Source organism: Rhodothermales bacterium, assembly GCA_041391505.1.
Taxonomy (GTDB): Bacteria; Bacteroidota; Rhodothermia; order Rhodothermales; family JAHQVL01; genus JAWKNW01.
The window spans coordinates 90,221-114,435 of the sequence record JAWKNW010000007.1 but is presented as its reverse complement, the minus strand read 5'-3'; the positions used below and the strand labels follow the sequence as shown (position 1 = coordinate 114,435).

Below are 24,215 nucleotides of genomic sequence, written 5' to 3'. Positions count from 1 at the left end.
GGATGCGCCAGGGCCTTCCCTTGTTCATTTCTCCAGCGCGCGCATGAGGGGCATGCAGGCATCGAGGGACGGTACGTCCTGGATGATGATGCGGAGTTTGCCTTTGGCGGATTCTTTCAGGACGAACCGGTTTCCGAGCGCGTTGAGGCGCCCGAGCAGCGGCTGGAACAGGTGCTCGTAGAAGTAGGCGTCGTCCTTGTCGCCCGGCACTTCGAGGAAGAGTCGCTGGTTCTTGAACGTGATCTTGGGGAGGCGGAGCGACTGGCCCAGGTTGCGGAGCGCGGTGGCGGTGATCAGGTGGCTGACGGGCGCCGGCGGCTCGCCGAAGCGGTCCTCCATCTCGGCGCGTAGCTCCGCGAGCGCCTCGGTCGTCTCGGCTTCGCTGAGCCGGCGGTAGAGGTTGAGGCGTTCGACGCTGCTGGAGAGATAGGTCTCGGGGATGAAGGCGTCCTCCTCCACGTCGATGACGGTGTCGCTCGGGGCCGGCGGGGCCACGTCCGTGAACAGTTCGCTGAACTCCTCGCTCCGCAGTTCGTGGACCGCTTCGTCGAGGATGCGGTGATAGGTCTCGTACCCGACGTCGGCGATAAACCCGCTCTGCTCGGCGCCGAGCATGTTGCCGGCGCCGCGGATGTCGAGGTCGCGCATGGCGATGTTGAAGCCGCTGCCGAGCTCGCTGAACTCTTCGACCGCCTGCAGGCGCTGCTTGGCGTCGCGCGTCAGGGTGTGGATCGAGGGCACGAGCAGGTAGCAGAACGCCTTCTGGTCGGACCGCCCGACGCGCCCTCGGAGCTGGTGGATGTCGGACAGCCCGAAGTGGTCCGCATGGTTGATGATGATGGTATTGGCGTTTGAGATATCGAGCCCGCTCTCGACGATGTTGGTGCTCACGAGCACATCGAATTTGTGTTCGATAAAATCGTCCATCACCCGCTCCAGGTCCGCCGGCTTCATCTGTCCGTGACCCACCTGGATGCGGATGTTGGGGATGAGCAGGCGAAGCATGTCGGCGATGTCGTCAATGCTCTGCACCCGGTTGTGGATGAAGAAGACCTGTCCTCCCCGGTTGGTTTCGTAGAGGATCGCGTCGCGGATGAGGTCTTTGTCGAACGTGTGGATTTCGGTGACGATGGGCTGCCGGTTCGGCGGCGGGGTGCTGATGATCGAGAGGTCGCGCGCGCCCATGAGGGAGAACTGGAGCGTGCGGGGAATCGGCGTTGCGGTCAGCGCCAGGGTATCCACTTCGGCGCGCAGGTTGCGCAGCCGTTCCTTGGCCGCGACACCGAAGCGCTGCTCTTCGTCGATGATCAACAGACCCAGCTTCTTGAACGCCACGTCCTTGGAGAGAAGTCGATGGGTGCCGATGACGATGTCGATCTGTCCGCTCTTGACCGCGTCGAGGGCGGTCTTGATTTCGCTGGCGGATCGGAAGCGCGACAGTTCGGCGACGCGTACGGGGTACGCCTTGAGCCGCTTGCTGAACGTTTCAAAATGCTGAGACGCCAGGATGGTGGTAGGAACCAGCACGGCCACCTGCCGGCCATCCTGCACCGCCTTGAAGGCGGCGCGCACGGCGATCTCGGTCTTTCCGAAACCGACGTCGCCGCAGACGAGCCGGTCCATCGGAATGGGCAGCTCCATGTCCTGCTTGACGGTCTCGGCGGCGAGTCCCTGGTCGGGCGTGTCTTCGTACTGGAACGAGGCTTCGAGTTCTCGCTGCCAGAGGGTGTCCTTGGGGAAGGCGTGACCCTGGGAGGCTTTGCGTCGTGCATAGAGCGCAATGAGGTCGCGGGCGATGTCCTTGACGCGCTTTTTGGTCTTGCTTTTGGCGCGTTCCCACTGGCCCGATCCGAGTTTCGTCAGGGCCGGCTGATGGCCTTCTTTTCCGGTGTACTTGTGGAGTTTGTAGAGGGCATTGACGTTGACGTAGAGCACGTCCTCATCCCGGAAGAGCAGGCGCACCGCTTCCTGCTGTTTCTCGCGCACCGTGATGTGTTCGAGGCCGGCGAACTTGCCGATGCCGTAATCGATGTGCACGACGAAGTCGCCCGGCTTGAGGTTGCGCAGCTCGCGGATGCTGAGCCCGCCCTGCTTCTTGCGCTGCCGGCGCGTGGTCGGCCGGTGGTACCGATTGAAGATCTGGTGGTCCGTATAGACGGCGAGCTGTGCGGCGGGGAATTCGAATCCCTGGTGGAGCGAGTCCACCTGCAGCCGTACGCGCCCCTGTTCGATGTCCTCTTCGAGCAGTTCGTGGAGGCGGGATTCCTGTCCCCTGCTGTCGCAGAGGATGAGGGTGTCCATGCCGGCGTCGTGGTGGGCGCGCAGCGTTTTGCGGAGCTGGTTGATGCTGCCGTTGAACGACGGCTGCGGGCGCGCGTCGACGTCGATGGACCGGTCCGCCGGGCGGGCGGGTGCGAACGAGCCGAAGTGCATACGGGTATGCGGGAGGTAGGCCCCGGTCAGGTCCTTTTCCCTCAGATAGAGCGTTTCGGGGGGCGGTGGCGCCGTGGTATCGCCGTTATTGTTATGGAGTTGGAAGGCTTCGGTTGCGCGCTGAAAGAGGGCGCCGGCCTGTTCGGTCAGGCTCCGTTCGTCGAAGAGGGCGAAGAGGGTGCCGGGGCCGAGATAGGAGAACACATCGGTATGGGCGTCCGGTCCTTCGATGGCCGGGGCATCGGACAGGTTGGGGACGATGCGCGCGGTGCGGAGCCGGCTGATGGAGCGCTGGGAATGGACGTCGAACTCGCGCAGCGAGTCGATCTCGTCACCGAAAAACTCGATGCGAAGCGGGTACGGCCCGGTGTACGGGAAGACATCCAGGATACCGCCCCGGAGCGCCATCTCCCCCGCCTGCTCGACGAACTCAACGTGTTTGAATCGCTGCTGGCTCAGGCGCTCGAGCAACGATTGCGGATCCATCCGTTCGCCGATGGCGAGCGTGAGGGTTTCCTGCTGCACCGCGCTGCGCGCCGGCACGCGTTCGCATACGGCGTCGATGCTGGCGACGACGATGCCGTCGAAGCCGGCGGCCAGTTGCTGGAGGGCGTCCGTTCGCGCAATCGCAAAGGTCGGATCGCGCATCATCTCCGGGTCGTACGGTTTGGCGCCCGAGGAGGGGAACTGGAGGATGGCCGTCTCCGAGGCATCGAGCTGCTCGAGGTCGCTGACCAGGTGGGTAGCCTGCTCGGCATCCGGCAGGAGCGCCATGATGGGCTGCTTGAGGTGCCGGTGCAGGTGCAGCAGGGCGAGCGCCGGCAGCGAGCCGCTCGCATTGCGAATGGCGACCGAAACGGGGCCGGATGCGCGTGCCTGGAAGAGCGTATCGGTCAGCTCGGCGAAAACCGGCTGCGCAGCGATGCGGGTAAATACGGGTGCAAGCGACACTGGAATGCCTGGGTTCAATTCAGGTAAATCATCCGGCCGGTACATGCCGGAAAGGCCGTAGCCTCCTTCTGGCGGCTACGGCATGCGGAGGCTCCAACGATACGAGGTGTGCAAAGATTCCCCGGTGTTCCACGTGGAACACCGGGTTGCTGAGTGTGCTGCAGCAAGCAGGAAGGCTGCATGGATCCCCGCATTCGCGAGGATGACGGTGCGGTCGGTGGCGGGCTTCCGGCTCGATTGGGAAACCACCCGGCTAGCAGTGCCTCCAGATGCGATCAGCTGAAACGAAGGCAGTATGGATCCCCGCATTCGCGAGGATGACGGTGTGGCCGGGTGCGGGCTTCCGGCTCGATGGCGTCATCCCCCGGTCAGGCCGGGGGCGAGCTCCCAACTCGAGGGCGTCATCCTCCGGTCAGGCCGGGGGCGGGCTCCCAACTCGATGCCGTCATCCCCAACTCGATTGGGGATCCACCCGGCTGGCAGTGCCACCAGATGGGACTAGCCGAAACGAAGGCAGCATGGATCCCCGCATTCGCGAGGATGACGGTGCGGCCGGGGGCGGGCTTCCGGCTCGATGGCGTCATCCCCCGGTCAGGCCGGGGGCGAGCTCCCAACTCGATTGGGGATCCACCCGGCTGGCAGTGCCACCAGGTGTGACCAGGTGAAACGAAGGCCGCATGGATCCCCGCATTCGCGAGGATGACGGTGTGGCCGGGGGCGAGCTCCCAACTCGATGGTGTCATCCCCCGGTCAAGCCGGGGGCGAGGTCCCAACTTGATTGGGGATCCACCCGAATGGCAGTGCCACCAGATGTGATCAGATGAAACGAAGGCCGCATGGATTCCCGCATTCGCGAGGATGACGGTGTGCCCAGCCTGTTCCACGTGGAACGCTCAGGCCGCATCCGCGATAGCTTGCCGGACAAACCCGCCGGCGCGGTCGAGCCGGGCGGCGGCCTCGCCGGCTGAAACGCCGGCAAAATGCATCACCAGGGCCGTCTTGACGTGGCCGCGGGCCGCATCCAGGAGGCGCGTCGCGGTTTCGTAGTCCACGTCGGTGACCAGCATGACGGTGCGCTTGGACCGCTCGACGAGCTTCGCGTTCGTCATTTGCAGGTCGACCATCATGTTTTCGTAGACCTTGCCAAGGCGAATCATGCTTGCTGTCGTCAACATGTTCAGAACCAGCTTTTGGGCCGTGCCGCTTTTCATGCGGGTGCTTCCCATGACGACTTCCGGGCCTACATAGGGGCAGATGGCCACGTCGACATCGAGCCGGAAGGCCTCTCGGGGGACACACGTCACAAACAGGGTGACGCAGCCCCGCGCCCGGGCATGCTTTACGGCGCCCAGTACGTAGGGGGTTCGCTGGCTGGCGGCAATCCCGCATACGACATCGTGCGGGCCGAGGGGCAGGGCCTCCAGGTCACGCGCGCCATCCTCCTCGCGGTCTTCGGCCCCTTCCTGGGACTGAAAAACTGCCCGTTCTCCGCCGGCGATCAGGCCCTGCACCATGTCCGCCGGCGTTCCGTAGGTCGGTGGGCACTCGGAGGCGTCCAGAATACCGAGGCGACCGCTCGTGCCGGCGCCCACATACAGCAGTCGCCCGCCCTGTCTGAAAGCCTCCACGATGAGGTCAACCGCCTGCTCGATATAGGGCAGTTCGCGGCGGACGGCGACTGGGACGAGGTGATCCTCGGTATTGATGATTTCGAGGATCTCGTGCGTGGAGGCGGAGTCGATCCGGGCCGAGGCCGGGTTGCGCTGCTCGGTGGCCAGCGTTTTGAGTTGTTCGAACAGGGTGGGTGTGGACATGGCGCGGTTTTGTATCTTCAGCGGGGCTTGGACGGGCGCTTCCGGCGCCGGCCTGCAGAAACCCCTGAAACCAGATGTACCGGTCACGGATCCTGTTCCGCAACCCTACCTGCGCGCCCCGCGTTTTTCGGCAGCAACCGCTCATGGAAATACAGTCGATTCGAATAGCATCCTTTCGCGCGCACCCGGATACGCGGATCGACCTGGCTCCCGGCGTAAACCTGTTTTACGGTCCGAACGGCGCCGGGAAAACCAACGTGCTGGAAGCCGTCCACTACGTATGCCTCACCAAGAGCTTTCTGGCCACCCAGGATGCCTATGCGCTGCGAACCGGATCGGCATTTTTTGAGGTGGAAGCGGCATTCGCCGGCCGGCATCGGAGCCAGGCGCGCGCCCGCATCGTTTATGCGCGGGGAGAAGGCAAGCGGGTTTTCGTCAACAGCGCCCCGCTCGAACGGCTTTCGGAGATCGTGGGCCAGTTTCCTGTCGTGGTAGCCTCGCCCGGCGACTATACCCTTACGGCGGAAGGACCCGAAATCAGACGGCGGTTCATGGATAATATCCTGAGCCAGTCGAAGCCGGTCTATCTGGATGACCTCGTCAATTATCGTCGTGCCCTGAAACAGCGCAATGTGCTGCTTACCCGCTACCGCCGCGCCGCGATGCCGGCGGGATTGCTCGACTCATGGGACGCCGAACTGGTCCAGCTCGGCAGCCGGGTCATCCTGGGCCGGCTGCGGTTCATCCGCGCATTCACAGCCTTTCTTGAGGAAGCCTACACGCAGATCGAAGCGGTGGGCGAACATCCCAGACTGGCCTACGAAACGATCGGGCCGCTGGATGAAGCCGACACGATCGACGCCGTCGCAAGCTGCTTTAACGACCGGCTCGCACGCGCCGGCCGGCGCGAACGCGAAATGGGGCGCACGCTGGTAGGGCCCCATCACGACGAGATCGTTTTCAGCCTGAACGAGATGGAGGTGCGGCGTTACGCCTCCCAGGGACAGCATCGCCTGTTCGGGCTGGCGCTCCGGTTGGCCCAGTATTTCTACCTCAAGGCGCAGCTCGATGAGGAGCCCATCCTCCTGCTCGACGATCTCTTTGGAAATCTGGATGCGCGGCGTTCGGAAATTGTACTTCGTCTGCTCCGAGACGGCGTCGTGGGGCAGTCGCTTGTAACCGCGACCGGGCGCGAACCGTTCGTCCACGCGATACCGTTTGAAGATGCGGCGCACCGGCTGTTCTATGTCGAGGCCGGTCGTGTGCGCCAGGATCCGCATCCGACCGCCGGCGCGTGAACATATCGGTCACGACGCCGTTTTTTAGCATGCATGCACCGTGTACCCACGCCCTTCCGGCGCATGCAGACCCATAGACATGTATTGCACATATCGGGTTCTGCCTGGAAAATCTTTCAGACAGAAACGTATCCTGACCCCGAGTCAGGATACAATGCCGTTCTGGGGGTTCCGGGATGTACCGGGGCACCCCGAACGATTTTTTAGACACTGCCTACATAAGACGGTCGTTACACGGTCCTTGGAAATCCAGGCGACGTTGCCTACCGTCAGGAGCAATTCCCAGAAGCGAAACAGGGTCATCCAATACCATGAAGATGCTGGTTATGAAATCGCGCGTGCTGTTCGCAGCCGCCATGATCGCGATAATGTCGTCCGGCTGTGTCACGGTCGAGCAGAGCCTCGTCACGGGCAACAAGCGCGCGTTCGGCTATACCTGGGCGCAGGAAGTCCAGATCGGGTCGGAATCGGATCCGCAGATTGTCGCCGAATACGGCGTCTACGACAATGCACAGCTCTCCAGCTATGTAGAGAAACTCGGTCAGGAGCTGCTCTCCGTTAGCCATCTGCGCCGGCCGGACACGCCGGCCGAGATGAAAAACACCCCGTTCACCTTCCGGGTGCTCGACAGCCCGGTCGTCAACGCGTTCGCCCTGCCCGGCGGGTATGTGTATGTGACCCGCGGATTGCTGGCGTATCTCGACAATGAAGCCCAACTCGCAGTCGTCATCGGACACGAAATCGGCCACGTCGTCGGCCGGCATGCCTCCAAACGCGCCGCGCAACAACAGTTCGGGCAACTGGGCGTGCTCGCGGGCGCCATCGGCGCCCAGGCGGTGTTCGGCGGAAATGCCGCGGAAAGCGTGCTGAATACGGTGGGGAGCGCGGCCGGTCTACTCTTTCTGCGCTACGGACGCGATGACGAACGCGAATCGGACGATCTCGGCGTGGAATACGCGTCGATGCTGGGCTATCAGTCTGGCGAAGGCTCCCGCTTCTTCCGCTCGCTGACACGCATGCAGGAGCAGTCCGGCCAGAGCATTCCCAGCTTCATGTCCACGCACCCGGATCCCGGCGAGCGCGAAGCGACCATCCAGCGCATGGCCTCGGAGTGGGCGCAGCAATACGAGATGACCAAGGTTTCGCGCGATAGTTATCTCGCGCTCACGAACAACATGGTCGTCGGCGAGGATCCTCGGCAGGGCTACGCCGAAAACGGCATGTTCTACCATCCCACATTGCGTTTCCAGTTTCCCTATCCGTCGGGGTATCAGGTGATCAATCAACCCACGCAGGTCGTGGTGGTTGAGCCGAATCAGAAAGCGATCATCGTGTTTTCGCTGGCGCAGGACGTCAAGACCGCGCGCGACGCCGGCGCCAAGTTCGCCGCCCAGGAAGGCATCACGGTCATCAACCAGGGCGCCGCGAATACGAATGGGCTGTCGTCGTATGAGATCATCGCCAAGGCCACCTCGCAGGAGGGCGCCGAATACCAGCTCAAACAACGGTACGTGGAGTATGGCGGCAATGTCTACTCGTTCCTGGGATACGCGGCCGCGGCGGACTACGATTCGTATGCGAACGCGTTCAACTCGACCTTCGGCGGTTTCCGCTCGCTCACCGATCAGAGCAAGATCAACGTGCAGCCAACGCGCATCGACCTGATTACGACCAGCCGGAGCGGCCCGTTCAGCTCTTTCCTGCCCAACCCGATGCCCCGGGGATTCACCGAGATGGAAGTCGCCATCATGAATCAGGTGAACCTGGATACGAACATCGGTCCGGGTGTTAAACTGAAAATCCCGCGTTAATCCCAATCGACGACGGTCAATCCGCCATGCATGTGCCGCCCGGGCAAGCCGCCTTCATCCCCGCCCATCTCGAACCGCATCTCTCGCGAATTCGGGAGCTGTTCAACGAATACCGCGCAGAAGCCGATAACGGCGTCTGTTTTCAGACCTTTGAAGCGGAGATGGCGGCGTTGCCCGGGCATTATGCCCCGCCGGAGGGCGCCCTGATTCTGGTCGAGTGGGAAGGCACGCCGGCCGCCTGCGCCGCGCTCCGGCCGCTCGAACCCGGCATCTGCGAATTAAAACGCGTCTATGTGCGCCCGGCGTACCGGGGCAAAGGGCTCGGCCGGCTTCTCGTGGAACGTTTTCTTGAACGCGCCCGCATCCTGGGCTACCGGGAGGTTCGCCTCGATACGCTGCCCAGCATGCAGGCGGCTGCGACCCTGTATCGTTCGCTGGGCTTTGAGGATCGGGCGCCGTATGGCGATGATCCGACCCCGGGTGCGCAGCACTTCTCCATCGCGCTGCACTGACCAGTAGGCCAGGTTCTGTCTGAAAAACCGTTCAGACAGAACCGCATCAAGAACCTGATTCAGGATAAAACGCTGTTTTGGAAGTTTCTTGGATGCTCCGGGACGACCAGCCGATTCTTCAGACACAGCCTACTGGAGCGAGGCCAGGTACGCCACGAGATCCCTGAGTTCAAGAGGACGGAGCAGGGCGCCCATCGGGGGCATCATCGAAGCCGCCGGCGCCGTCCGTTTCCGGATGTCGTTCTGGGCGAACACCCGGACCTCGTTGCCCGGCACACGCAACCGAAGCGAATCCGCCGACTCATCCGCCAGCGAACCGCTCACGACGCCGCCATCCGCCAGGGTGATAGTCAGGGTCTCGTAGCCGGGCGCAATTTTCGCGGACGGCGCTATCAGCGACTCCAGCAGGTAGGCGCGGTCTCTGCGCCGGCCAACGCCCTCGAGATCCGGTCCCACCCGACTTCCCTCCCCGCCAACGGCATGGCAGCGAATACACTGGGCCGCCGCGTGCTGCGTGAACAGGGCCTCTCCACGTGTAGCGTCACCCCCTTCCAAACTGAACGCATAGGGCGCCTCCGCGCCGTCGAAACGCGCCGCGACCTCGTCGGCCCGCTTCCCGAGAGCAGGATCTCCCGACGCGCGGAGTGCGAGAAACAGATCGAGATCTATAGGATCTATCTCATTGTTATTTAAGTACTTGGTTGCCATTTCGCTGAGGATGTGACGCGCATCCGGGCCAGCAAGTCCCGCGAGGATACCCAGGGCCGCCTGCTGCTCGGCAACGGCATCGGGTCGATCGAACAGCCGGCGGATGTGCCGCGAGGCGGCCGCCTCGTCGCGCTCGGCGAGCCGCTTCATCGCGGCGATACGCAGGGGCGCGGCCTGCGATTGCAGCGCGGCATCGAGGGCGCCGGCGCCGGCGGGCGTAGGCAGCAACAGATCGAGCACGTCGATGCGCATGCCGGCGGGCCTAGACTCGTCGGCGAGCCATTCCATCAACTGGGCGTCGGGAGGGGCGATGCGATAGACCTCGAGCAGATGTAGGGCCGCGGCGAGCACGGTGGAGGATCGGGTGGCGAACAGGCTGCTCATCCGGTTCTCGATGCGACGCGCCACCGCGTCGCCCGGTCGATCGGGCAGCGGGCGATAGCGGTGTTCGACGCGATCGAGAAACACCGGTCGGGTCCAGGTCGCCAGCATCTCGAGGGCTTCGGCTCGCAGGACGTCCGGGTACGACGCGTCCTCGGCGGCGGCGAAGAGGCGCTCGATATCCTCCTCGCGGCCGAGACGCAGGCCGGCATTCAGCACCCGGCGCAGCAGCGCCTCGCTGCGAAACGGGGTGACGCCGGCCAGTGCGGCCAGGTCGGGCAGGGCGTCAGGGATCGATTCATCGTCGTGGATGGCGCGCGCGGCCTCGACGACCACCCGTTCGCTGGCATCCTTCAGAAAGGACGCGACACCCGGATTGCGCTGCCGGCGCAGTGCGACGACGGCGCCGATACGCACGGACAGGGACGCGTGCGCGCCGGCTCCCACCAGTTGGTCCGTCGTAGCCAGCGAGGCCAGGCTGGAGACGGCCGCATGCCGGATGAAGGCGTCCCGATCGGCGTTGCGTTCCAGCAGGGCGAAGAGGGCGGGGACCGCGCCGGCGGTGCCGCATGAGCCAAGGCTGAGGGCGGCCTCGTAGCGTGTGCGGTCGTCCGGATCGCCGAGCAGCCGAACGAGGTCGGCTTCGCTATCGGGGAATAGCGCGGGGTGCTCGCCGGCGAGGCGAATGGCCTGCCTCCGCACTTCCAGGTCGGCGTCATCGAACAGCGATCGCATCGCGCGATCGACGTGCAGGTCGCCCGATCGCGCAAGCTGCCCCATGCCCCAGAGGGCGTGGATCCTCGCCAGCGGGTCGGCTCCGGAGTCGAACACTGTTCCAGCAAGGGTTTCGCCCTGTTTCCGGCGGACCAGTTCGAACTGGGCGTTCAATCGGACACGCTGGTCGGGGTATGCGAGCAGGTCGATGAGTTCGCTATCGGGGCGTCCGTTCATGCCGGCCTGGATGTACTGGCGGGTGCGCCGGCGTGCCGGGGAATCAGCCTCCTCGGGAAAGTCGATCTTGACGATGGCTCCCGATTCGTTCGGGGCCCATTCACCGGACCAATCCGCCACATAGAGCGCCCCATCGGGCCCGAAGCTGAGCCCTGTCGCCATGAACCCTTCGTAGAAGGTATGCTCGTTCACCATCTCGAAGCCGGCGCCGCGCGGCTTGACCTGGAAGGCGCTGATCTTCTTGCCCGGAAACTGGGTGATGAAGACGTAATCCCGATACGCGGCGTTGAGCGCCGTGCCGGGGTTGAAGAGGAAGCCGGCCGGACCGTCCGAATAATTGGCGAGGGGCGGCGTGATGTAGGCGGCCTGGCCATCGAACGCCGGCACGAACAGGCGCTCGTCCATCCAGGGCAGGTAATGCGGCAGGCGCTGCGTGTCGGTCCAGTTGTAGAGCATGTTGTACTGCCAGTTCGAGCGCCATCCCGAGTCGCTCCCGCGTGTGATGTACACGAAGCGCTCGCGCTCGCCCGGCAGATCGCCATCGTTATCCATGCAGAACAGGCGTCCGTAGGTATCGAAGGAGATTTCGAGGCAATTCCGGAGGCCATGCGCGAACACCTCGACGTGGCTTCCGTCCGGCTCGCTGCGGAGGACCAGGCCTTCATGCGGATAGCGGATCGTCCGGCCCTCCCGTGTCGTGAAGTGCACCCCCTTGTCGCCGATCGACCAGTAGATGCGGCCGTCGGGGCCTACCGTGAGGCCGTGGAGGTCGTGGCCGCCGAGGCCCATGTGAACCCCGTGTCCGCTCTGGAGTACGGTTCGTTCATCCGCTACGCGATCTCCATCCGTATCCTTGAGGAGCCACAGATCGGGGATGAGCGTGAGGTACACGTTGCCCTCATGCCAGAGCACGCCGGCGGCCACCCCGGTGACCTCGGTCTGAAATCCTTCCGCAAACACGGTGGCTCTGTCCGCCGTGCCGTCTCCATCCGTATCTTCGAGCAGGTTCACGCGCTCGGTGAGCGTCGTGAGGTCGCGCCAGTCCGTCACGCCGTTGCCGTCGCGGTCCTTGAGCCAGGGGTTGCGGTAAGGGGCCCCGGGCGCCATGAACGTATGGATGGCGTCGCGCCGATCTTCCACCGTCTGGAACGTCTGATCGAGCACCGACCAGGGGATGGGTTCGAGCCCGGGGATGAAGCGAATGTCGAGGTCTTCCGTGCGCCGGCGGTTGGTTTCTGTCACGTAGATCCGGCCTTCGGGATCGTGACTCAATGAAACAGGGTTCTTAAGCATGGGATCACGCGCCCAGAGCGTTGCAACGGGCTTCTCGCCGGTTGGAGAGGGAGCCGCGGCGGGCAACATGGCGGCTGAAACGCCGGCAAGAACCAAAAAAAGGGCGGTGATCGTACGTTTCATTGGATTCGATGAGGAGGTAGCTGGTTTACGTTGCGATCACCGATGGCAGCGAGCAACCCCGGCGACGTTGGATGATCTTCATCTCGACACACTCATGCAACCTGAATGACGAATCGAATGCGGATTCTGGCAATGCGGGTCGTCCGACAGATCGGGTGGCTGGGGCTGCTGCTGGCGTGGCTCCACGCGGTGCCGCCGGCCCGGGCGCAGCCGTCCTACCGGCTGACAGGCACCGTGACCGATGCGTCGAATAACGAGCCCCTGCCCGGCGTGCACATCTTCCTCGCCAGCCGGCAACAGGGCACGACCACTGATCGAAACGGCGCGTACACCATCGAGGGGATCGAGTCCGGCGCCTATCAGGTCGTGATATCGATGGTGGGATTCAACCCCGCCGTCGCGCAGGTCCAGCTCATCGGGGAGTCGACCCATTTCCGCCTCGACGTAAGCCTCAACCCCATCGTCTATGCCCTCGATGGGGTCGAAGTGGTGGACGAAGTGCCCCGCGAGTGGCAGAAGCTCCTCGAACGCTTCAACAAATTCTTCCTGGGCCGCTCCGAAAACGCCGTCCGGTCGACCATCCTCAATCCGGAAGTGCTCGATTTCCGCGACGACGACTCGGGGTTTTACGCCACGGCCTCCGAACCGCTCGTCATCGAGAACAGGGGGCTGGGATACCGCGTCACGTTCCTGTTGACGGAATTTCGGATCGACAAGACGAATGGCTTGCGGTACACGAACGGCTACTGGCGGCTCGAGCCGCTCGAGCCGAAGACGCGCTCGGAAGAATCAGCCTGGCGGCAGCGGCGCGAGCGCGCGTTTCTGGGATCGATGCAGCACCTGCTCTGGTCGCTCGTGCATGCCCGCGAGGAGGCGGAAGGGTTTCGCATCACCCTGGACGACCGCGAGGACGCGCCGTTCGCGGGGGCGTACCTGCGCAGGACGGGCAACATCACGGGCGACGAAATCATCGAGCCCTCCGAATCGGGGCATTACCTGCTGCGTTTCCCCGGCTTTTTGCGGGTCGACTACACCCGGTACGATAACAACGGCCGTCTCTTTCAGCGCCGCATGCCTCCCCAGCGGCAACTGTCCTACATCAAGCTGAACAGTCCGGTGGTCAACGTCCATACCCAGGGTTACATCTACAGCCTGGGCCAGGGCGTCGGGCTGGTGACCGCTTACGGCTACATGGCTTCCCAGGGCGCGGCCGACCTGTTGCCCCAGGAGTACGCCGATCAGCGCAACGCGCGCTGACGAGGGGGCGAGCCTGCCGGCGCGATGGAACATTGATGCCTATCCATGATTGATGCGCTCATGTGCCGTCAACGCTCTCGAAACCCCGCATCCCGCCGTGCTCGAAGTAAAAATTCTTGAGCAGCCCAACGATGTCACGTGCGGGCCTACCAGCCTGCACGCCGTCTATCACTATCTCGGAGAGCATATCGGCCTCTCCGACGTGATCAGTTCGGTCACGAATCTGGAAGATGGGGGTACGCTTGCCGTTTTCCTGGGCCTCGATGCGTTGCGACGCGGTTTTCAGGCCCAGATTCATTCGTACAACCTGAAGATCCTGGATCCGAGCTGGCGGTCGCTCCCCAACGAGGCCATCATCCAGAAGCTGAAGGATCAACTCAAGTACAAGACCGGCAAGCGTTTCCGCACCCGATCCGAGGCCTACATCGAGTTTCTGGAAGCAGGTGGGAGTTTTCTTTTCGAGGATCTCACGTACGAGCTGTTGCGCAGGTATTTCGATCGGCGGCTTCCCATTCTCGCCGGCCTGAGCGCGACATACCTCTACGACAGTGTGCGCGAGTACACGAATCAGAACGACCAGTCCGTATTCGACGACCTCAAGGGCGAGCCCATGGGGCACTTTGTCGTGCTGTGTGGCTTCGAGGACGGGTTGGTCATCGTGGCGGACCCCTACACGCGCAATCCGATTTCCGGCCAGAACTACTACAAGGTGGGGTTGAACCGGCTGATGAACGCGATCATGCTCGGCACGGTCACTTACGATGCAAACCTGTTGATCTTATCTCCCCAGGCGTCTCCATGAAGAAGCTCGTCGTGGTTCACTACCCGAAACTCTGGACACTCGATGTGCCGGGCGTGGAGGTGGTGTCCGCCAAACAGTACCTCACCAATCCCGAATTCGCCACCCTCAAAAACGTTCGTGTGTTTAACCTCTGCCGGAGCTACAGCTACCAGTCCAGAGGCTACTACGTGTCGCTTCTCGCCGAAGCCCGCGGGCACAAGGTGATTCCCAGCGTCAAGACGATCCAGGATCTGAAGAATCCTTCCGTCGTGCGCGTGGAATCCGACGAACTGGACGATCTCATCCAGCGGAGCCTTCGGCGGATCAAGGCGGAAGAGTTTGTCCTGAGCATCTACTTCGGGAAAAATGTCGCCCGCCAGTACGATCGTCTGAGCATCGAACTGTACAAGCTCTTTCAGGCGCCGCTCCTCCGCGCGCGCTTTTCGTGGCATAAGGGGACCAAAAAATGGATGCTGCAAAGTATCCGGGCGATCGATCGCAGCGAGATCCCCGATAACCATTTCGAATTCGTGCAGCAGATGGCCCGGCAGTACTTCGCGAAGAAGCGGTACGACCGGGCCAAGGCGAACGACTTTCTGTACGACCTGGCCATCCTGGTGAATCCGAAAGAGCAGTCGCCGCCATCGAACCCCAAGGCCATCCAGAAATTTGTGGATGCGGCCGAAAAGCTGGGCTTCAGCGTCGAGCTGATTTCGCGTGACGACTACAGCCGGCTGGGCGAATTCGATGCGCTGTTCATCCGCGAGACGACGGCGGTCAACCACCATACCTACCGCTTCGCCAGCCGCGCCACGTCCGAAGGCATGGCCGTGATCGACAATCCGAATGCGATCCTCCGGTGCGCGAACAAGGTGTATCTCGCCGAAGTGCTCCATCTGGCGAAGATCCAGACCCCGAAGACGGTCATCGTGCATTCCGACAACCTGGACACGCTGGAGAAAGAGCTGGGGTTGCCGTGCGTCCTCAAGCTGCCGGACTCGTCCTTTTCGGTCGGCGTGAAGAAGGTCGAGTCGCCGGAGCAACTGCAGACGGTCGTCGACTCCATGCTGGACGAATCGGAGCTGATCATCGCGCAGGCTTATCTGCCCACGCCGTTCGACTGGCGGATCGGGGTGCTCGATGGGAAACCGCTGTATGCCTGTCAGTATTTTATGGCCAAGGGGCACTGGCAGATCTACAACTGGCAGGGGCAGAAGGAGGATGTCATGGGGGACTTTGCGACGATCCCGGTCGAACAGGCGCCGCCGGCCATCGTGGAAGCGGCGCTGAAAGCGACCAGTCTGATCGGCGACGGGTTGTTCGGGGTCGACCTGAAGGAGATCGATGGGAAACCGTACCTCATCGAGGTGAACGACAACCCGAACATCGACGCCGGCGTCGAGGATCTCGTGTTGAAAGACGACCTTTACCTGCGCATCATTCAGGCGCTCAAGACGCGTATTGAAGTCAAACTTGGGATTGCGCATGCCGCCTCGATACCCGCTCGGCCTGTTTGATGCGTTTGGCGTCGAACTCGAATACATGATCGTGGACCGCGATACCCTCGCGGTGAAGCCTGTTGCGGACGAACTGATTCGTTCGGTGACCGGCAGTTATCGATCGGATGTGGAAAACGGGGCCATCGGCTGGTCGAACGAGCTCGTCAACCATGTGATCGAGCTGAAAACCAACGGGCCGGCTCCCTCGCTCACCGGTCTCGCCGACGCGTTTCACGCCAACGTGCTCCAGGTCAACGCGCGGCTTGCCGGCCTGAACGCGATGCTCCTGCCCACCGGGGCCCATCCGCTGATGGACCCGTACACCGAGACCGTCCTGTGGCCGCACGAATTCAGCGAAGTCTACCAGCTGTACAACCGCATCTTCGACTGCCGGGGCCACGGGTGGTCCAACCTGCAGAGCACCCACCTGAACCTGCCTTTTGCGGATGAGGCGGAATTCGGCCGGCTGCACGCCGCGATCCGGCTCGTCCTGCCCATCATCCCCGCGCTGACCGCCAGCTCGCCGCTGCTCGACGGCGCCTACACGGGCTTTGCCGATAGCCGGCTCGAAACGTACCGGCACAACCAGGAGCTCATCCCCGCGATCGCCGGCAAGGTGATCCCCGAGCCGGTCTTTACCGAAGCGGATTACCGCGCGCGCATCTATGAGCCCATCCGGCAGGGTATTGAGCCCTACGACACGCAGGGCATTCTGAAGTACACGTTTATCAACTCGCGGGGCGCCATTGCCCGGTTCGATCGCGGCGCGATCGAGATCCGCGTTATCGACATCCAGGAATGTCCGGCGGCGGACATCGCGATCCTGGCCGGCGTCGTGGCCGTGCTGAGGGCGCTGGTGGATGAGCGGTGGGTGGATTATCCGGCCCAGCAAGCGTGGGGCGAGGAGGCGCTCTCCGGGATTTTTCTGGAGGTCGTCCGTTCCGGGGAGGATGCCGTGATAACCGACCCGCGTTATCTCGAAGCGCTGGGAGTGCCCCCGAAGCCGACGCGCGCCGGCGAGGTTTGGGGCTTGCTGATCGAAGCCGTCGGCGAGGCGCTGGACACCGATACGCGGAGCGTCCTTCGCTACATCGTCGATCACGGGACCTTGACCTCGCGTATCCGCCGTTCGATCGGCGCCAGCCCGGTGTCAGACACGATCCGCGTCACCTACCGGCAACTGGCCGCGTGCCTCGCGGAAAACAGGCTGTTCGGGTTGTAGGCGTCCGCATGGGACGCACCCGGGGAGCCGCCCGTTGTGCTTCGAACAGTGTTCTGCGGTAATCTGAAGGGGATGAGCCGGCGGTCCCGTGCGTCCTCTCCCGCGTCCCAACGCCGTTCGAGAGCGTCTACTCCTCGCGCGGCAGGTCTCCGTACAGCGTGTAGGTTCTCAGTTTATGGGCGATCTCCAGGGCGCGTTTGATGCGGGTCTCTTCCCGTTTGGCGCTTGTCACATGATAGGCCAGCGAACGCTGTTTGCCGGGGCTAAACGAATAAAAGCGGGCCGCGGCTTCCTCGTCCATCTCGAGTACTTCCGTCAACTCGTCGCCCAGGTCGATGCGATCCGGCTCGGGATCCGGAGCGAGTTCGACGATGACCACGTCGCCAAACGTCGCCCGGACTTCCCGCAGCATACTGGCTCCCACGATGACCAGCGACTCCCCGTTGGCGTTGCGTTGAATGGCGCGTCGGAAAGGGCAGCCGTTGATCGTGGCGATGACCCGGCGGATGCCGCGAGACGTGTAGGAGTCCGCGATCTCAGGCGGGATGAGCAGGCAGTGGAAGTGGAATCCACTAGCCTGTCGTGTTACCTGCGTGGCGAAAGGTTCGTTCGATGGAGAGGGCATCGTGACGGGTTCGTCGGTTGAGCGGCTGAGGACGACAGGTGCATGTGGACCCGGGAGGAGGTCTCTGGTTTCCCAAATCCTTCGCCGGTGCCCCCTTGCACCCCACCCCGGGAGCGCCTATTGTTTGCGAGGTACGTTAACGAGCTGGTGCTTATGTCTAAACGCGTCATCCGCGAGCTCTGGGATCGCCACTATGAATCGCTCGAAGGCAAGATCCGCCCGGGTTGCGAGCCGCGGATGTATCTGCAGGGCGAGGCGGCGCAACATGCCATCGTCCTCGTGCACGGGCTGACCGACTCGCCGCACTACGTCGACGCCATCGGCCGGCGTTTCCATGCGATGGGTTTTGACGTCCTGCTCCCGTTGCTGCCGGCGCACGGGCTGAAGGCGCCCGAGGGTATGAAGGGCGTGACGCCCGAACAATGGATGCGCGAAATCGACTGGATGACCGAACTGGCCGGCCGGCTCGCGCCACGGGTCTCGATCGGGGGGCTTTCGACGGGCGCAACCCTCAGCGTCTACAAGGCGATCACTTCGCCGGACCTGGTCACGGGCGGTCTGTTTCTTTTCTCCGCCGCGCTCGATCTCGCCGGCCCGCTCGGTAACTTCGCGGAGCGCCTGCTGCGGTTTGCGCCCTTCGTCAAGTACATCGCCGATTGGCAGGACCGGGAGTCGCCCGGCCTCATCGGCATCAATCCGTATCGGTACGCCCGCCGCGATTACGAGGGCGCCGCGGCGCTGGCCCGATTGATCGGCTACATCGAAGACCGCTATCCCGAGCAGAAGAAGTACTCGGACGTGGTCCAGCCCCTCTTTGTGGCGCATTCGGAAGCCGATGCCGTAACGGATATCACCGAAGTGGAATTGCTGGTCGCCCATCATGCCGGCGGAGCCGACGCTTCCTGCTTCTTTCGTATCCCCAAAGACGTCGGCGTGCGTCATGCCTCGGTCGTTCTGGAAGCCGATGTGCGGGCGCTGCACGGACCTGCCGGCGACCCGGCCATTCTCGAGGCGAAAAACCCGCTTTTCAACGAAATGATGGCGTGTGTGGCCTCGTTCGTGGATACCCACCTGCGCTGAGCGGAACGCTTCATCCGGTATCGTTTATCCGATTTCGGTCGATACTATTAAGGATCGGCCGGAAACGGAAAGCCGGCGTATCGCTACGCACGCAACTATCGGTATGGAAAGTCAGATCATTTCTCGGGATAAACGGGCCATCGTCTTCGATATCGGCGGTGTTCTGATTGACTGGGATCCACGCCATCTCTACAGAAGACTCTTCGGCTCGGACGAGGAGGAGATGGAATATTTCCTCAAGCACATCTGTTCGCAGGAATGGAATGAGCAGATGGACCGAGGCATGCCGTTCGAGCAGGCCATCGGCGAACGGATCCGTCAATTCCCGGCCTACGATCCGTTTATCCGGGCCTACTTTGCCCAGTGGGATGAGATGGTGGGCGGCGCCATCGAGGAGACCGTGCGGATCCTGTCCCGTCTGTACGCGAGCGACTATTATCTCTGCGCGCTCACGAACTGGTCCGCCGAGACCTTTCCCATCATGAAGCGGCGCTTCTCGTTTTTGTCCTGGTTCGAGGAGCTTGTCGTGTCGGGGGAAGAAAAGGTCGCCAAACCCGATCCGGCGATTTTCCATACGCTGTTGCGGCGCATCAAACGCCGGCCCCAGCAATGCCTTTTTATCGACGACAAGCAGGCCAACATCGAGGTCGCCGAGCGGATGGGATTCCGGACGCTGCTTTATGAATCCCCCGAACAGCTCGAGGGCGGATTGCACCTGCTCGGGCTGATCTGATCAGTCGCGCAACAAGGCGCTCAGGCCCCGGGTCAGCCGGCCGATGCCTTCGGTGATGGTCTCGGCCTGCAGCGCGCCAAACGCCACGCGCAGATAGCACCCTTCCTGCATGCCGAACGCGGTGCCCGGAATGACCGCCACGCGGTGCTCCCGGACGAGGCGCTGAACGAGTTCGAGCGGCGTCATGCGGGTGTCGATGTGGAGCAGCGCGTAGAATGCGCCGTCGGGCGCCGGCAGGCGGACCCGGTCCGCGAGCGGGCTGAAGGCATCGAGCACGTCCCGCCGAAGCCCGGCCATGGCGGCGATATACGGTGCGCAGTAGGCGCGTCCGGCCTTGAGGGCGCCGATGGCGGCGCGCTGGCAGATGGTGGGTGCGCTGATCAACAGGGTATCCTGCGCCTTGGCGATGGCGAGATGGAGGTGGGCCGGCGCCACCATGTATCCGATGCGCCACCCCGCAAACCCGTAGGCCTTGGACAGCGAAAAGAGCGAAATCGTGTGGTCGCCGGCGTCATGCAGGCTGCCTGGCGAGAAGTGGCGGCTGTCGCCGTACGTGAAGTACTCGTACGCCTCGTCGTTGATGTGGTAGATGCCGCGGCGCGCGCACAGCGCGTTGATGGCCCGGAGATCGGCTTCGGGGTATACGGCGCCCGTCGGATTGTTGGGCGATACGGTGACGATGGCCCGGGTGCGGGGCGAGATGGCCGCTTCGATGCGATCGATATCGAGCTGATACTGCCCGTCCGTCGGCACCACGACCGCCTTGCAATCGAGCATGGCGATCGCCATCTCGTGGTTAAAGTAGTAGGGGGAGAGGATGATGATTTCGTCGCCGGCGCTGGCGATGGCAAAGAGGGCGTTCATGAATGCCATGTTGCCGCCCGACGTGACGAAGAGTTGCCGGTCGTCCGTGATCGGGATCCCGTTTTCCGCTTTCAGCTTTTCGGCGATCAGGTCGCGCAATTCGGGCAACCCCTGGACGCTCTGATACAGGTGGTTCGCCGGCGTTTCCCAGAAGTCGGCGATGGCCTGGCGCGCCTCGGGCGGCGGGCCGTAATGCACGACGCCCTGCCCGAGCGAGATCGTTCCAGGGTTTTCCCGGATGAGTTGCGCGACGATAGGGATGATGGGATCTTGCACGCGCTGCATGCGCAGCGAAGGGGTGTCTACCATGCGATAAGCAACCGTTTATTGTAGGGGGGAAGATACCGTTCGTGCGGGCAAAATGCCTTACAAGGCGCACGCTGGAGTAGTAAAAACCCCCTACATGACTGTCGGGAAAAGGCTGTCAACTCTGTGTGTTATTGTTGAATCCACCCCTTTTGCCCCCCTTCCCTTTGGCACCTCAGTCTCGTTATGGCGTATCGTCTCACAATCGGTATCAGTACTCAATAGCGCCACGTGCGCTGGAGGTATACCATGCACGCACTTCCTAAGGCCCTGTTGTATGCATTTATGGGCTGGCTTATCCCTTTTATCACCTCATCCGCCATGTATCCGCTGCGTGAGCAGGGGCATCCGCTCTTTGAGACGATCATGCCGCTCAGCATGGCGCTGTGTGGCGTTTTTTTTAGTCTCCTTTATCTTGGAGCTACTGAAGAAGCGTTCGCGCGTGAAGGGGTGATACTGGGCATCCTCTGTTTTGTCGTCAGTTTCACGATCGATCTGGTGCTGGCACTGTTCGGGCCGGCGCCGATGTCGTTCTTCGGGTTTCTGACGAATGAGGGGATGGCGTCTCTCATGTACCCGGTAGTCATCGTCGGCATGGGGCTTCTTCTGGAGCTCAAAATGCGCGAGCGGGATCAGGCGGAGGCGCTGGCCAGTTAGGATCGCGTCGATTAGCTGCGCTGGCGTCTGCGGAGCTCGGCAGCAGAGCTCTCGCAGCGCCGCGGCGCGTCGGGAGCCCGTTCGCGGGTTCCATGCGCGCATCGTCGTGTGTCGGTCGTGTCGGGCGCTGCAATCGTTTGTATCTTCCCGGAAGATTATAAACGAGCTGTACGACCGATGCCTGAAATTCATTCCGACGTCGCTTCCGTCGACGTCATCCGTTCGCACTTCCCGGCGCTCGAGCGCCGGCACAACGGGTTTCCCGTCGCCTATTTCGATGGTCCCGGGGGTACGCAGGTACCTCGTTCGGTGGCCGATGCGATGGTCGATTACCTGTTCCACCACAACGCGAACACGCACTGGGCCTATCCCACGAGCGCCGAAACCGATGCCGCCCTCGCGTATGCGCGGCAGGCCGTGGCCGATTTTCTGCATGCCGGCCCGGACGAAGTGGTATTTGGCAACAACATGACGTCGCTGACCTTCCACGTCTCCCGCGCGCTGGGCAGGCAGTGGGGTCCCGGCGACGAGATCGTTGTCACGGAGCTGGATCATCACGCCAATGTCGATCCCTGGAGGGCGCTGGCGCGGGATCGGGGCATCACCATTCGGACGGTGCGCATGATTCCCGAGGAGGGGATCCTCGATCTCGCCCATCTCGAAGCTTCCATCGGTCCGAGGACGCGACTGGTCGCCGTCGGCGCGGCCTCGAATGCACTGGGAACAGTAAACCCCATCGCCCGCATCGGCGAGATGGTGCATGCGGCCGGCGCCCTGTTCTATGTGGATGCGGTTCATTTTGCAGCCCATCAAGGGGTCGATGTTCAGGCGTTCGATTGCGACTTTCTCGCCTGCTCCGCCTACAAGTTTTATGGACCGCACGTCGGCATCCTGTTCGGCCGGCGGCACCTGCTCGAGGCCCTCGATGTCCCCAAGTTGATGCCCGCGCCGGACACGGTGCCCGACCGGTTGGAGACCGGCACGCAAAACCACGAGGGGATTGTCGGCGTCGCCGCGGCCATCGACTTTCTTGCCGGACTTTCCGGCGGGGCCGGCGATCGCCGGGATGGGCTGGTCCGGACGCTCGATGCGCTGCACCATCGCGGCATCGAGCAGGTGGCACGTTTGTGGGAGGGTCTCGGCTCGTTGCCCGGGGTGCGGTTGTACGGACAGCCACCCGGCGGCTCGCGCACGTCGACGGTCGCCTTCACGGTCCCGGGCGTCTCGTCCGAAGCGGTCACGCGTCACCTGGTGGATGCCGGCGTGTTTACCTCGCACGGCGACTTTTATGCCATGACCGTTATTGATAAATTGGGGCGCGCTCCCGATGGGGTGGTGCGCGCCGGATGCGCCTGCTATACGACGGATGAGGAAGTCGACCGCCTCATCCAGGCGGTCTCGAGACTGATTTGAGGTCGATTTGCCGTAAGTAGTTGATATTATATGCTTTATGTCAGTTTTTCGGCGTTCGTTTTTCGCTGGAAAATACTCGGCGCAAACAATTGTTTTGTAGTGCTTTACAGAAAACAGAGGCGAATCTCGCGGCGCAAACAAAAAGAAGCCTTGTAACCACCCGATTTGTGATGAATTATGAGGCTAATAAAAAGCACGTAAAGTCTATTTTGGCTTAATAAACTTAGTGACCGTTATGCAAGACAGGCCAGCTCCATTTGACCCGACGCATCGCGTCGAGAGCCCGGTTTTTCCGGCCGCCGCGCGGTCGATGGGCTGGTACGCGCTCTGGCGTTCGCCGCTGTTGATCGTGTTGATCTTCGCCGGCGTGGCTCAGGCTTGCCGCGGACAGGCGGTCGCGCCGGCTCCGCCGGTCGAGACACAGGCGGTGTCGCAGGCGCCCATCGATTTCTCCGCGCTGATCGATCGGCTCTCGGAAGAGAGTGGGTATTTCGATACGGACAATCTCATCTCCAACGAAACCTCGTATCTCCATGTGCTCGGAGCCATGCGCAGAATGGGCATCGAGGGTGGCGCGTACATCGGGGTCGGGCCGGGTCAGAATTTTTCCTATATCGCCCATCAGCGCCCCAACATCGCGCTGATCCTGGACATCCGCCGGGACAATCTCCTGATGCACTTGTTCTACAAGGCGCTGTTCACGCTGGCCCCGGATCGGGCGACCTTCCTGGCGATACATTTCGGGCGTGCCGTGCCTCAGGCGCCGCCCACCGATCTGGAGGCGCTGCTCGATGTCATCGAGGCCCTGCCCCGCGATGAGGATGTGGAAGCCCAGCGCGTCCGACAGGTGCTGGATGAAGTTCGGTCGTTTGGCGTGCCGCTCGACGAGGCGTCGCTGGCGACGATCGAGCGTTTTCATCGCCAGTTTATCTCCGCCGGCCTGCGTCTGCAGTTCAACAGCCATAACCGCGCGCCGCGCGCCTACTATCCAACCTACCGGCAGCTGATGCTCGAACGCGACCTGGATGGAAACAGGGCGCACTACCTCGCCCGGGAAGAAGACTACGCGTACCTGAGGCAGATGCAGTTGGAAAACCGGATCGTGCCGGTTGTCGGGAATTTCGCCGGCGAACATGCCCTTCGCGAAATCGGCGCCTATCTGAGAGAGCGGGGCGAGACGGTTCGGGTTTTCTATACGTCGAACGTTGAATTTTATCTCAGCTACGACGGTCTCTTCGGGAAGTACATCGAAAACGTGCGGAGTCTCCCCACCGACGATAACAGCGTGTTCATCCGGAGTCTGTTTAACCGCTTCAGCTACAACCACCCGCAAAGCGTGCCCGGCCACATCAGCACGCAGATCATGCAACCTGTACGGAAGGCGCTGGCGTCATATGATGCCGGCGAGTTACGCAGTTATAACGACCTCGTGTTTCTCCACGTAATCGACCTGTAGTCCGTTTGTTCACCCGGTCGATGCGAGGCCCGGCTCACGATACCGCG

The 24,215-nt window shown here is 62.6% G+C and carries 17 protein-coding genes; 12 read left to right on the top strand and 5 right to left on the bottom strand.

Annotated features, from left to right (window positions below; genetic code table 11):
• Nucleotides 1-24: 24 nt before the first annotated feature.
• Nucleotides 25-3,384 carry a transcription-repair coupling factor gene (gene mfd / locus R2834_09280; GenBank protein MEZ4700511.1) on the bottom strand — a complete coding sequence of 1,120 codons (3,360 nt, stop codon included), beginning with the start codon at nt 3,382-3,384 and terminating at the stop codon, nt 25-27.
• A gap of 893 nt (nt 3,385-4,277) precedes the next feature.
• Nucleotides 4,278-5,198 carry an N-acetylmuramic acid 6-phosphate etherase gene (gene murQ, locus R2834_09275; GenBank protein MEZ4700510.1) on the bottom strand — a complete coding sequence of 307 codons (921 nt, stop codon included), beginning with the start codon at nt 5,196-5,198 and terminating at the stop codon, nt 4,278-4,280.
• A 143-nt stretch (nt 5,199-5,341) separates the two neighbouring features.
• Here murQ and R2834_09270 point away from each other — a divergent pair, with 143 nt between their 5' ends.
• From R2834_09270 to R2834_09260, 3 genes are all read left to right on the top strand, one after another.
• Nucleotides 5,342-6,496, top strand: coding sequence for a DNA replication/repair protein RecF (locus R2834_09270; GenBank protein MEZ4700509.1), 1,155 nt, complete (start codon nt 5,342-5,344; stop codon nt 6,494-6,496).
• A 311-nt stretch (nt 6,497-6,807) separates the two neighbouring features.
• Nucleotides 6,808-8,307 carry a M48 family metalloprotease gene (locus R2834_09265; protein MEZ4700508.1) on the top strand — a complete coding sequence of 500 codons (1,500 nt, stop codon included), beginning with the start codon at nt 6,808-6,810 and terminating at the stop codon, nt 8,305-8,307.
• A 26-nt stretch (nt 8,308-8,333) separates the two neighbouring features.
• On the top strand, nt 8,334-8,819 hold the full coding sequence (locus R2834_09260; protein ID MEZ4700507.1) for a GNAT family N-acetyltransferase: 486 nt from the start codon (nt 8,334-8,336) through the stop codon (nt 8,817-8,819).
• A 129-nt stretch (nt 8,820-8,948) separates the two neighbouring features.
• On the opposite strand, the gene R2834_09255 is transcribed toward R2834_09260, so the two are convergent.
• A complete protein-coding gene (locus tag R2834_09255; protein MEZ4700506.1) occupies nt 8,949-12,131 on the bottom strand; it encodes a HEAT repeat domain-containing protein in 3,183 nt (1,060 codons plus the stop codon).
• Nucleotides 12,132-12,392: 261 nt separating this feature from the next.
• Here R2834_09255 and R2834_09250 point away from each other — a divergent pair, with 261 nt between their 5' ends.
• The 4 genes from R2834_09250 to R2834_09235 all read left to right on the top strand — a co-directional run bounded on the left by R2834_09250 (nt 12,393) and on the right by R2834_09235 (nt 17,034).
• Nucleotides 12,393-13,532, top strand: coding sequence for a carboxypeptidase-like regulatory domain-containing protein (locus R2834_09250; protein MEZ4700505.1), 1,140 nt, complete (start codon nt 12,393-12,395; stop codon nt 13,530-13,532).
• 97 nt (nt 13,533-13,629) lie between these two features.
• The gene (locus tag R2834_09245) at nt 13,630-14,334 is read left to right on the top strand and encodes a hypothetical protein (GenBank protein ID MEZ4700504.1); all 705 of its coding nucleotides are present in this window, start codon (nt 13,630-13,632) and stop codon (nt 14,332-14,334) included.
• Nucleotides 14,331-15,830, top strand: a complete 1,500-nt coding sequence (locus R2834_09240) for a RimK family protein (protein MEZ4700503.1) — start codon at nt 14,331-14,333, stop codon at nt 15,828-15,830. The genes R2834_09245 and R2834_09240 overlap by 4 nt, the downstream gene beginning before the upstream one ends.
• On the top strand, nt 15,799-17,034 hold the full coding sequence (locus tag R2834_09235) for a glutamate-cysteine ligase family protein (protein ID MEZ4700502.1): 1,236 nt from the start codon (nt 15,799-15,801) through the stop codon (nt 17,032-17,034). Before R2834_09240 ends, R2834_09235 begins: the two co-directional genes overlap by 32 nt.
• Nucleotides 17,035-17,161: 127 nt before the next feature.
• On the opposite strand, the gene R2834_09230 is transcribed toward R2834_09235, so the two are convergent.
• The gene (locus tag R2834_09230; protein ID MEZ4700501.1) at nt 17,162-17,659 is read right to left on the bottom strand and encodes a YdeI/OmpD-associated family protein; all 498 of its coding nucleotides are present in this window, start codon (nt 17,657-17,659) and stop codon (nt 17,162-17,164) included.
• A 153-nt stretch (nt 17,660-17,812) separates the two neighbouring features.
• Here R2834_09230 and R2834_09225 point away from each other — a divergent pair, with 153 nt between their 5' ends.
• Nucleotides 17,813-18,739 (top strand): hypothetical protein, encoded by a 927-nt coding sequence (locus R2834_09225; GenBank protein MEZ4700500.1) that lies wholly within the window; start codon nt 17,813-17,815, stop codon nt 18,737-18,739.
• 103 nt (nt 18,740-18,842) lie between these two features.
• Entirely contained in the window at nt 18,843-19,472 is a 630-nt protein-coding gene (locus tag R2834_09220) for an HAD family phosphatase (protein MEZ4700499.1), read from the top strand.
• Here the strand turns inward: R2834_09220 and R2834_09215 are convergent, their stop codons facing one another.
• On the bottom strand, nt 19,473-20,645 hold the full coding sequence (locus R2834_09215) for a pyridoxal phosphate-dependent aminotransferase (GenBank protein MEZ4700498.1): 1,173 nt from the start codon (nt 20,643-20,645) through the stop codon (nt 19,473-19,475). It lies immediately after the preceding gene.
• A gap of 246 nt (nt 20,646-20,891) precedes the next feature.
• On the opposite strand from R2834_09215, the gene R2834_09210 reads away from it, so the two are divergent.
• From R2834_09210 to R2834_09200, 3 genes are all read left to right on the top strand, one after another.
• On the top strand, nt 20,892-21,299 hold the full coding sequence (locus R2834_09210) for a hypothetical protein (GenBank protein MEZ4700497.1): 408 nt from the start codon (nt 20,892-20,894) through the stop codon (nt 21,297-21,299).
• A 177-nt stretch (nt 21,300-21,476) separates the two neighbouring features.
• Nucleotides 21,477-22,712, top strand: coding sequence for a cysteine desulfurase-like protein (locus R2834_09205; protein MEZ4700496.1), 1,236 nt, complete (start codon nt 21,477-21,479; stop codon nt 22,710-22,712).
• Nucleotides 22,713-22,947: 235 nt separating this feature from the next.
• Nucleotides 22,948-24,168 carry a hypothetical protein gene (locus R2834_09200; GenBank protein ID MEZ4700495.1) on the top strand — a complete coding sequence of 407 codons (1,221 nt, stop codon included), beginning with the start codon at nt 22,948-22,950 and terminating at the stop codon, nt 24,166-24,168.
• Nucleotides 24,169-24,215: the final 47 nt, after the last annotated feature.

Excerpts from the sequence above, each read along its gene's own strand:
- murQ (MEZ4700510.1), bottom strand. The coding sequence starts at position 5,198 with ATGTCCACACCCACCCTGTTCGAACAACTCAAAACGCTGGCCACCGAG.
- R2834_09270 (MEZ4700509.1), top strand. The coding sequence starts at position 5,342 with ATGGAAATACAGTCGATTCGAATAGCATCCTTTCGCGCGCACCCGGAT.
- R2834_09265 (MEZ4700508.1), top strand. The coding sequence starts at position 6,808 with ATGAAGATGCTGGTTATGAAATCGCGCGTGCTGTTCGCAGCCGCCATG.
- R2834_09260 (MEZ4700507.1), top strand. The coding sequence starts at position 8,334 with ATGCATGTGCCGCCCGGGCAAGCCGCCTTCATCCCCGCCCATCTCGAA.
- R2834_09250 (MEZ4700505.1), top strand. The coding sequence starts at position 12,393 with ATGCGGATTCTGGCAATGCGGGTCGTCCGACAGATCGGGTGGCTGGGG.
- R2834_09240 (MEZ4700503.1), top strand. The coding sequence starts at position 14,331 with ATGAAGAAGCTCGTCGTGGTTCACTACCCGAAACTCTGGACACTCGAT.
- R2834_09235 (MEZ4700502.1), top strand. The coding sequence starts at position 15,799 with ATGCCGCCTCGATACCCGCTCGGCCTGTTTGATGCGTTTGGCGTCGAA.
- R2834_09230 (MEZ4700501.1), bottom strand. The coding sequence starts at position 17,659 with ATGCCCTCTCCATCGAACGAACCTTTCGCCACGCAGGTAACACGACAG.
- R2834_09225 (MEZ4700500.1), top strand. The coding sequence starts at position 17,813 with ATGTCTAAACGCGTCATCCGCGAGCTCTGGGATCGCCACTATGAATCG.
- R2834_09220 (MEZ4700499.1), top strand. The coding sequence starts at position 18,843 with ATGGAAAGTCAGATCATTTCTCGGGATAAACGGGCCATCGTCTTCGAT.
- R2834_09215 (MEZ4700498.1), bottom strand. The coding sequence starts at position 20,645 with ATGGTAGACACCCCTTCGCTGCGCATGCAGCGCGTGCAAGATCCCATC.
- R2834_09210 (MEZ4700497.1), top strand. The coding sequence starts at position 20,892 with ATGCACGCACTTCCTAAGGCCCTGTTGTATGCATTTATGGGCTGGCTT.
- R2834_09205 (MEZ4700496.1), top strand. The coding sequence starts at position 21,477 with ATGCCTGAAATTCATTCCGACGTCGCTTCCGTCGACGTCATCCGTTCG.
- R2834_09200 (MEZ4700495.1), top strand. The coding sequence starts at position 22,948 with ATGCAAGACAGGCCAGCTCCATTTGACCCGACGCATCGCGTCGAGAGC.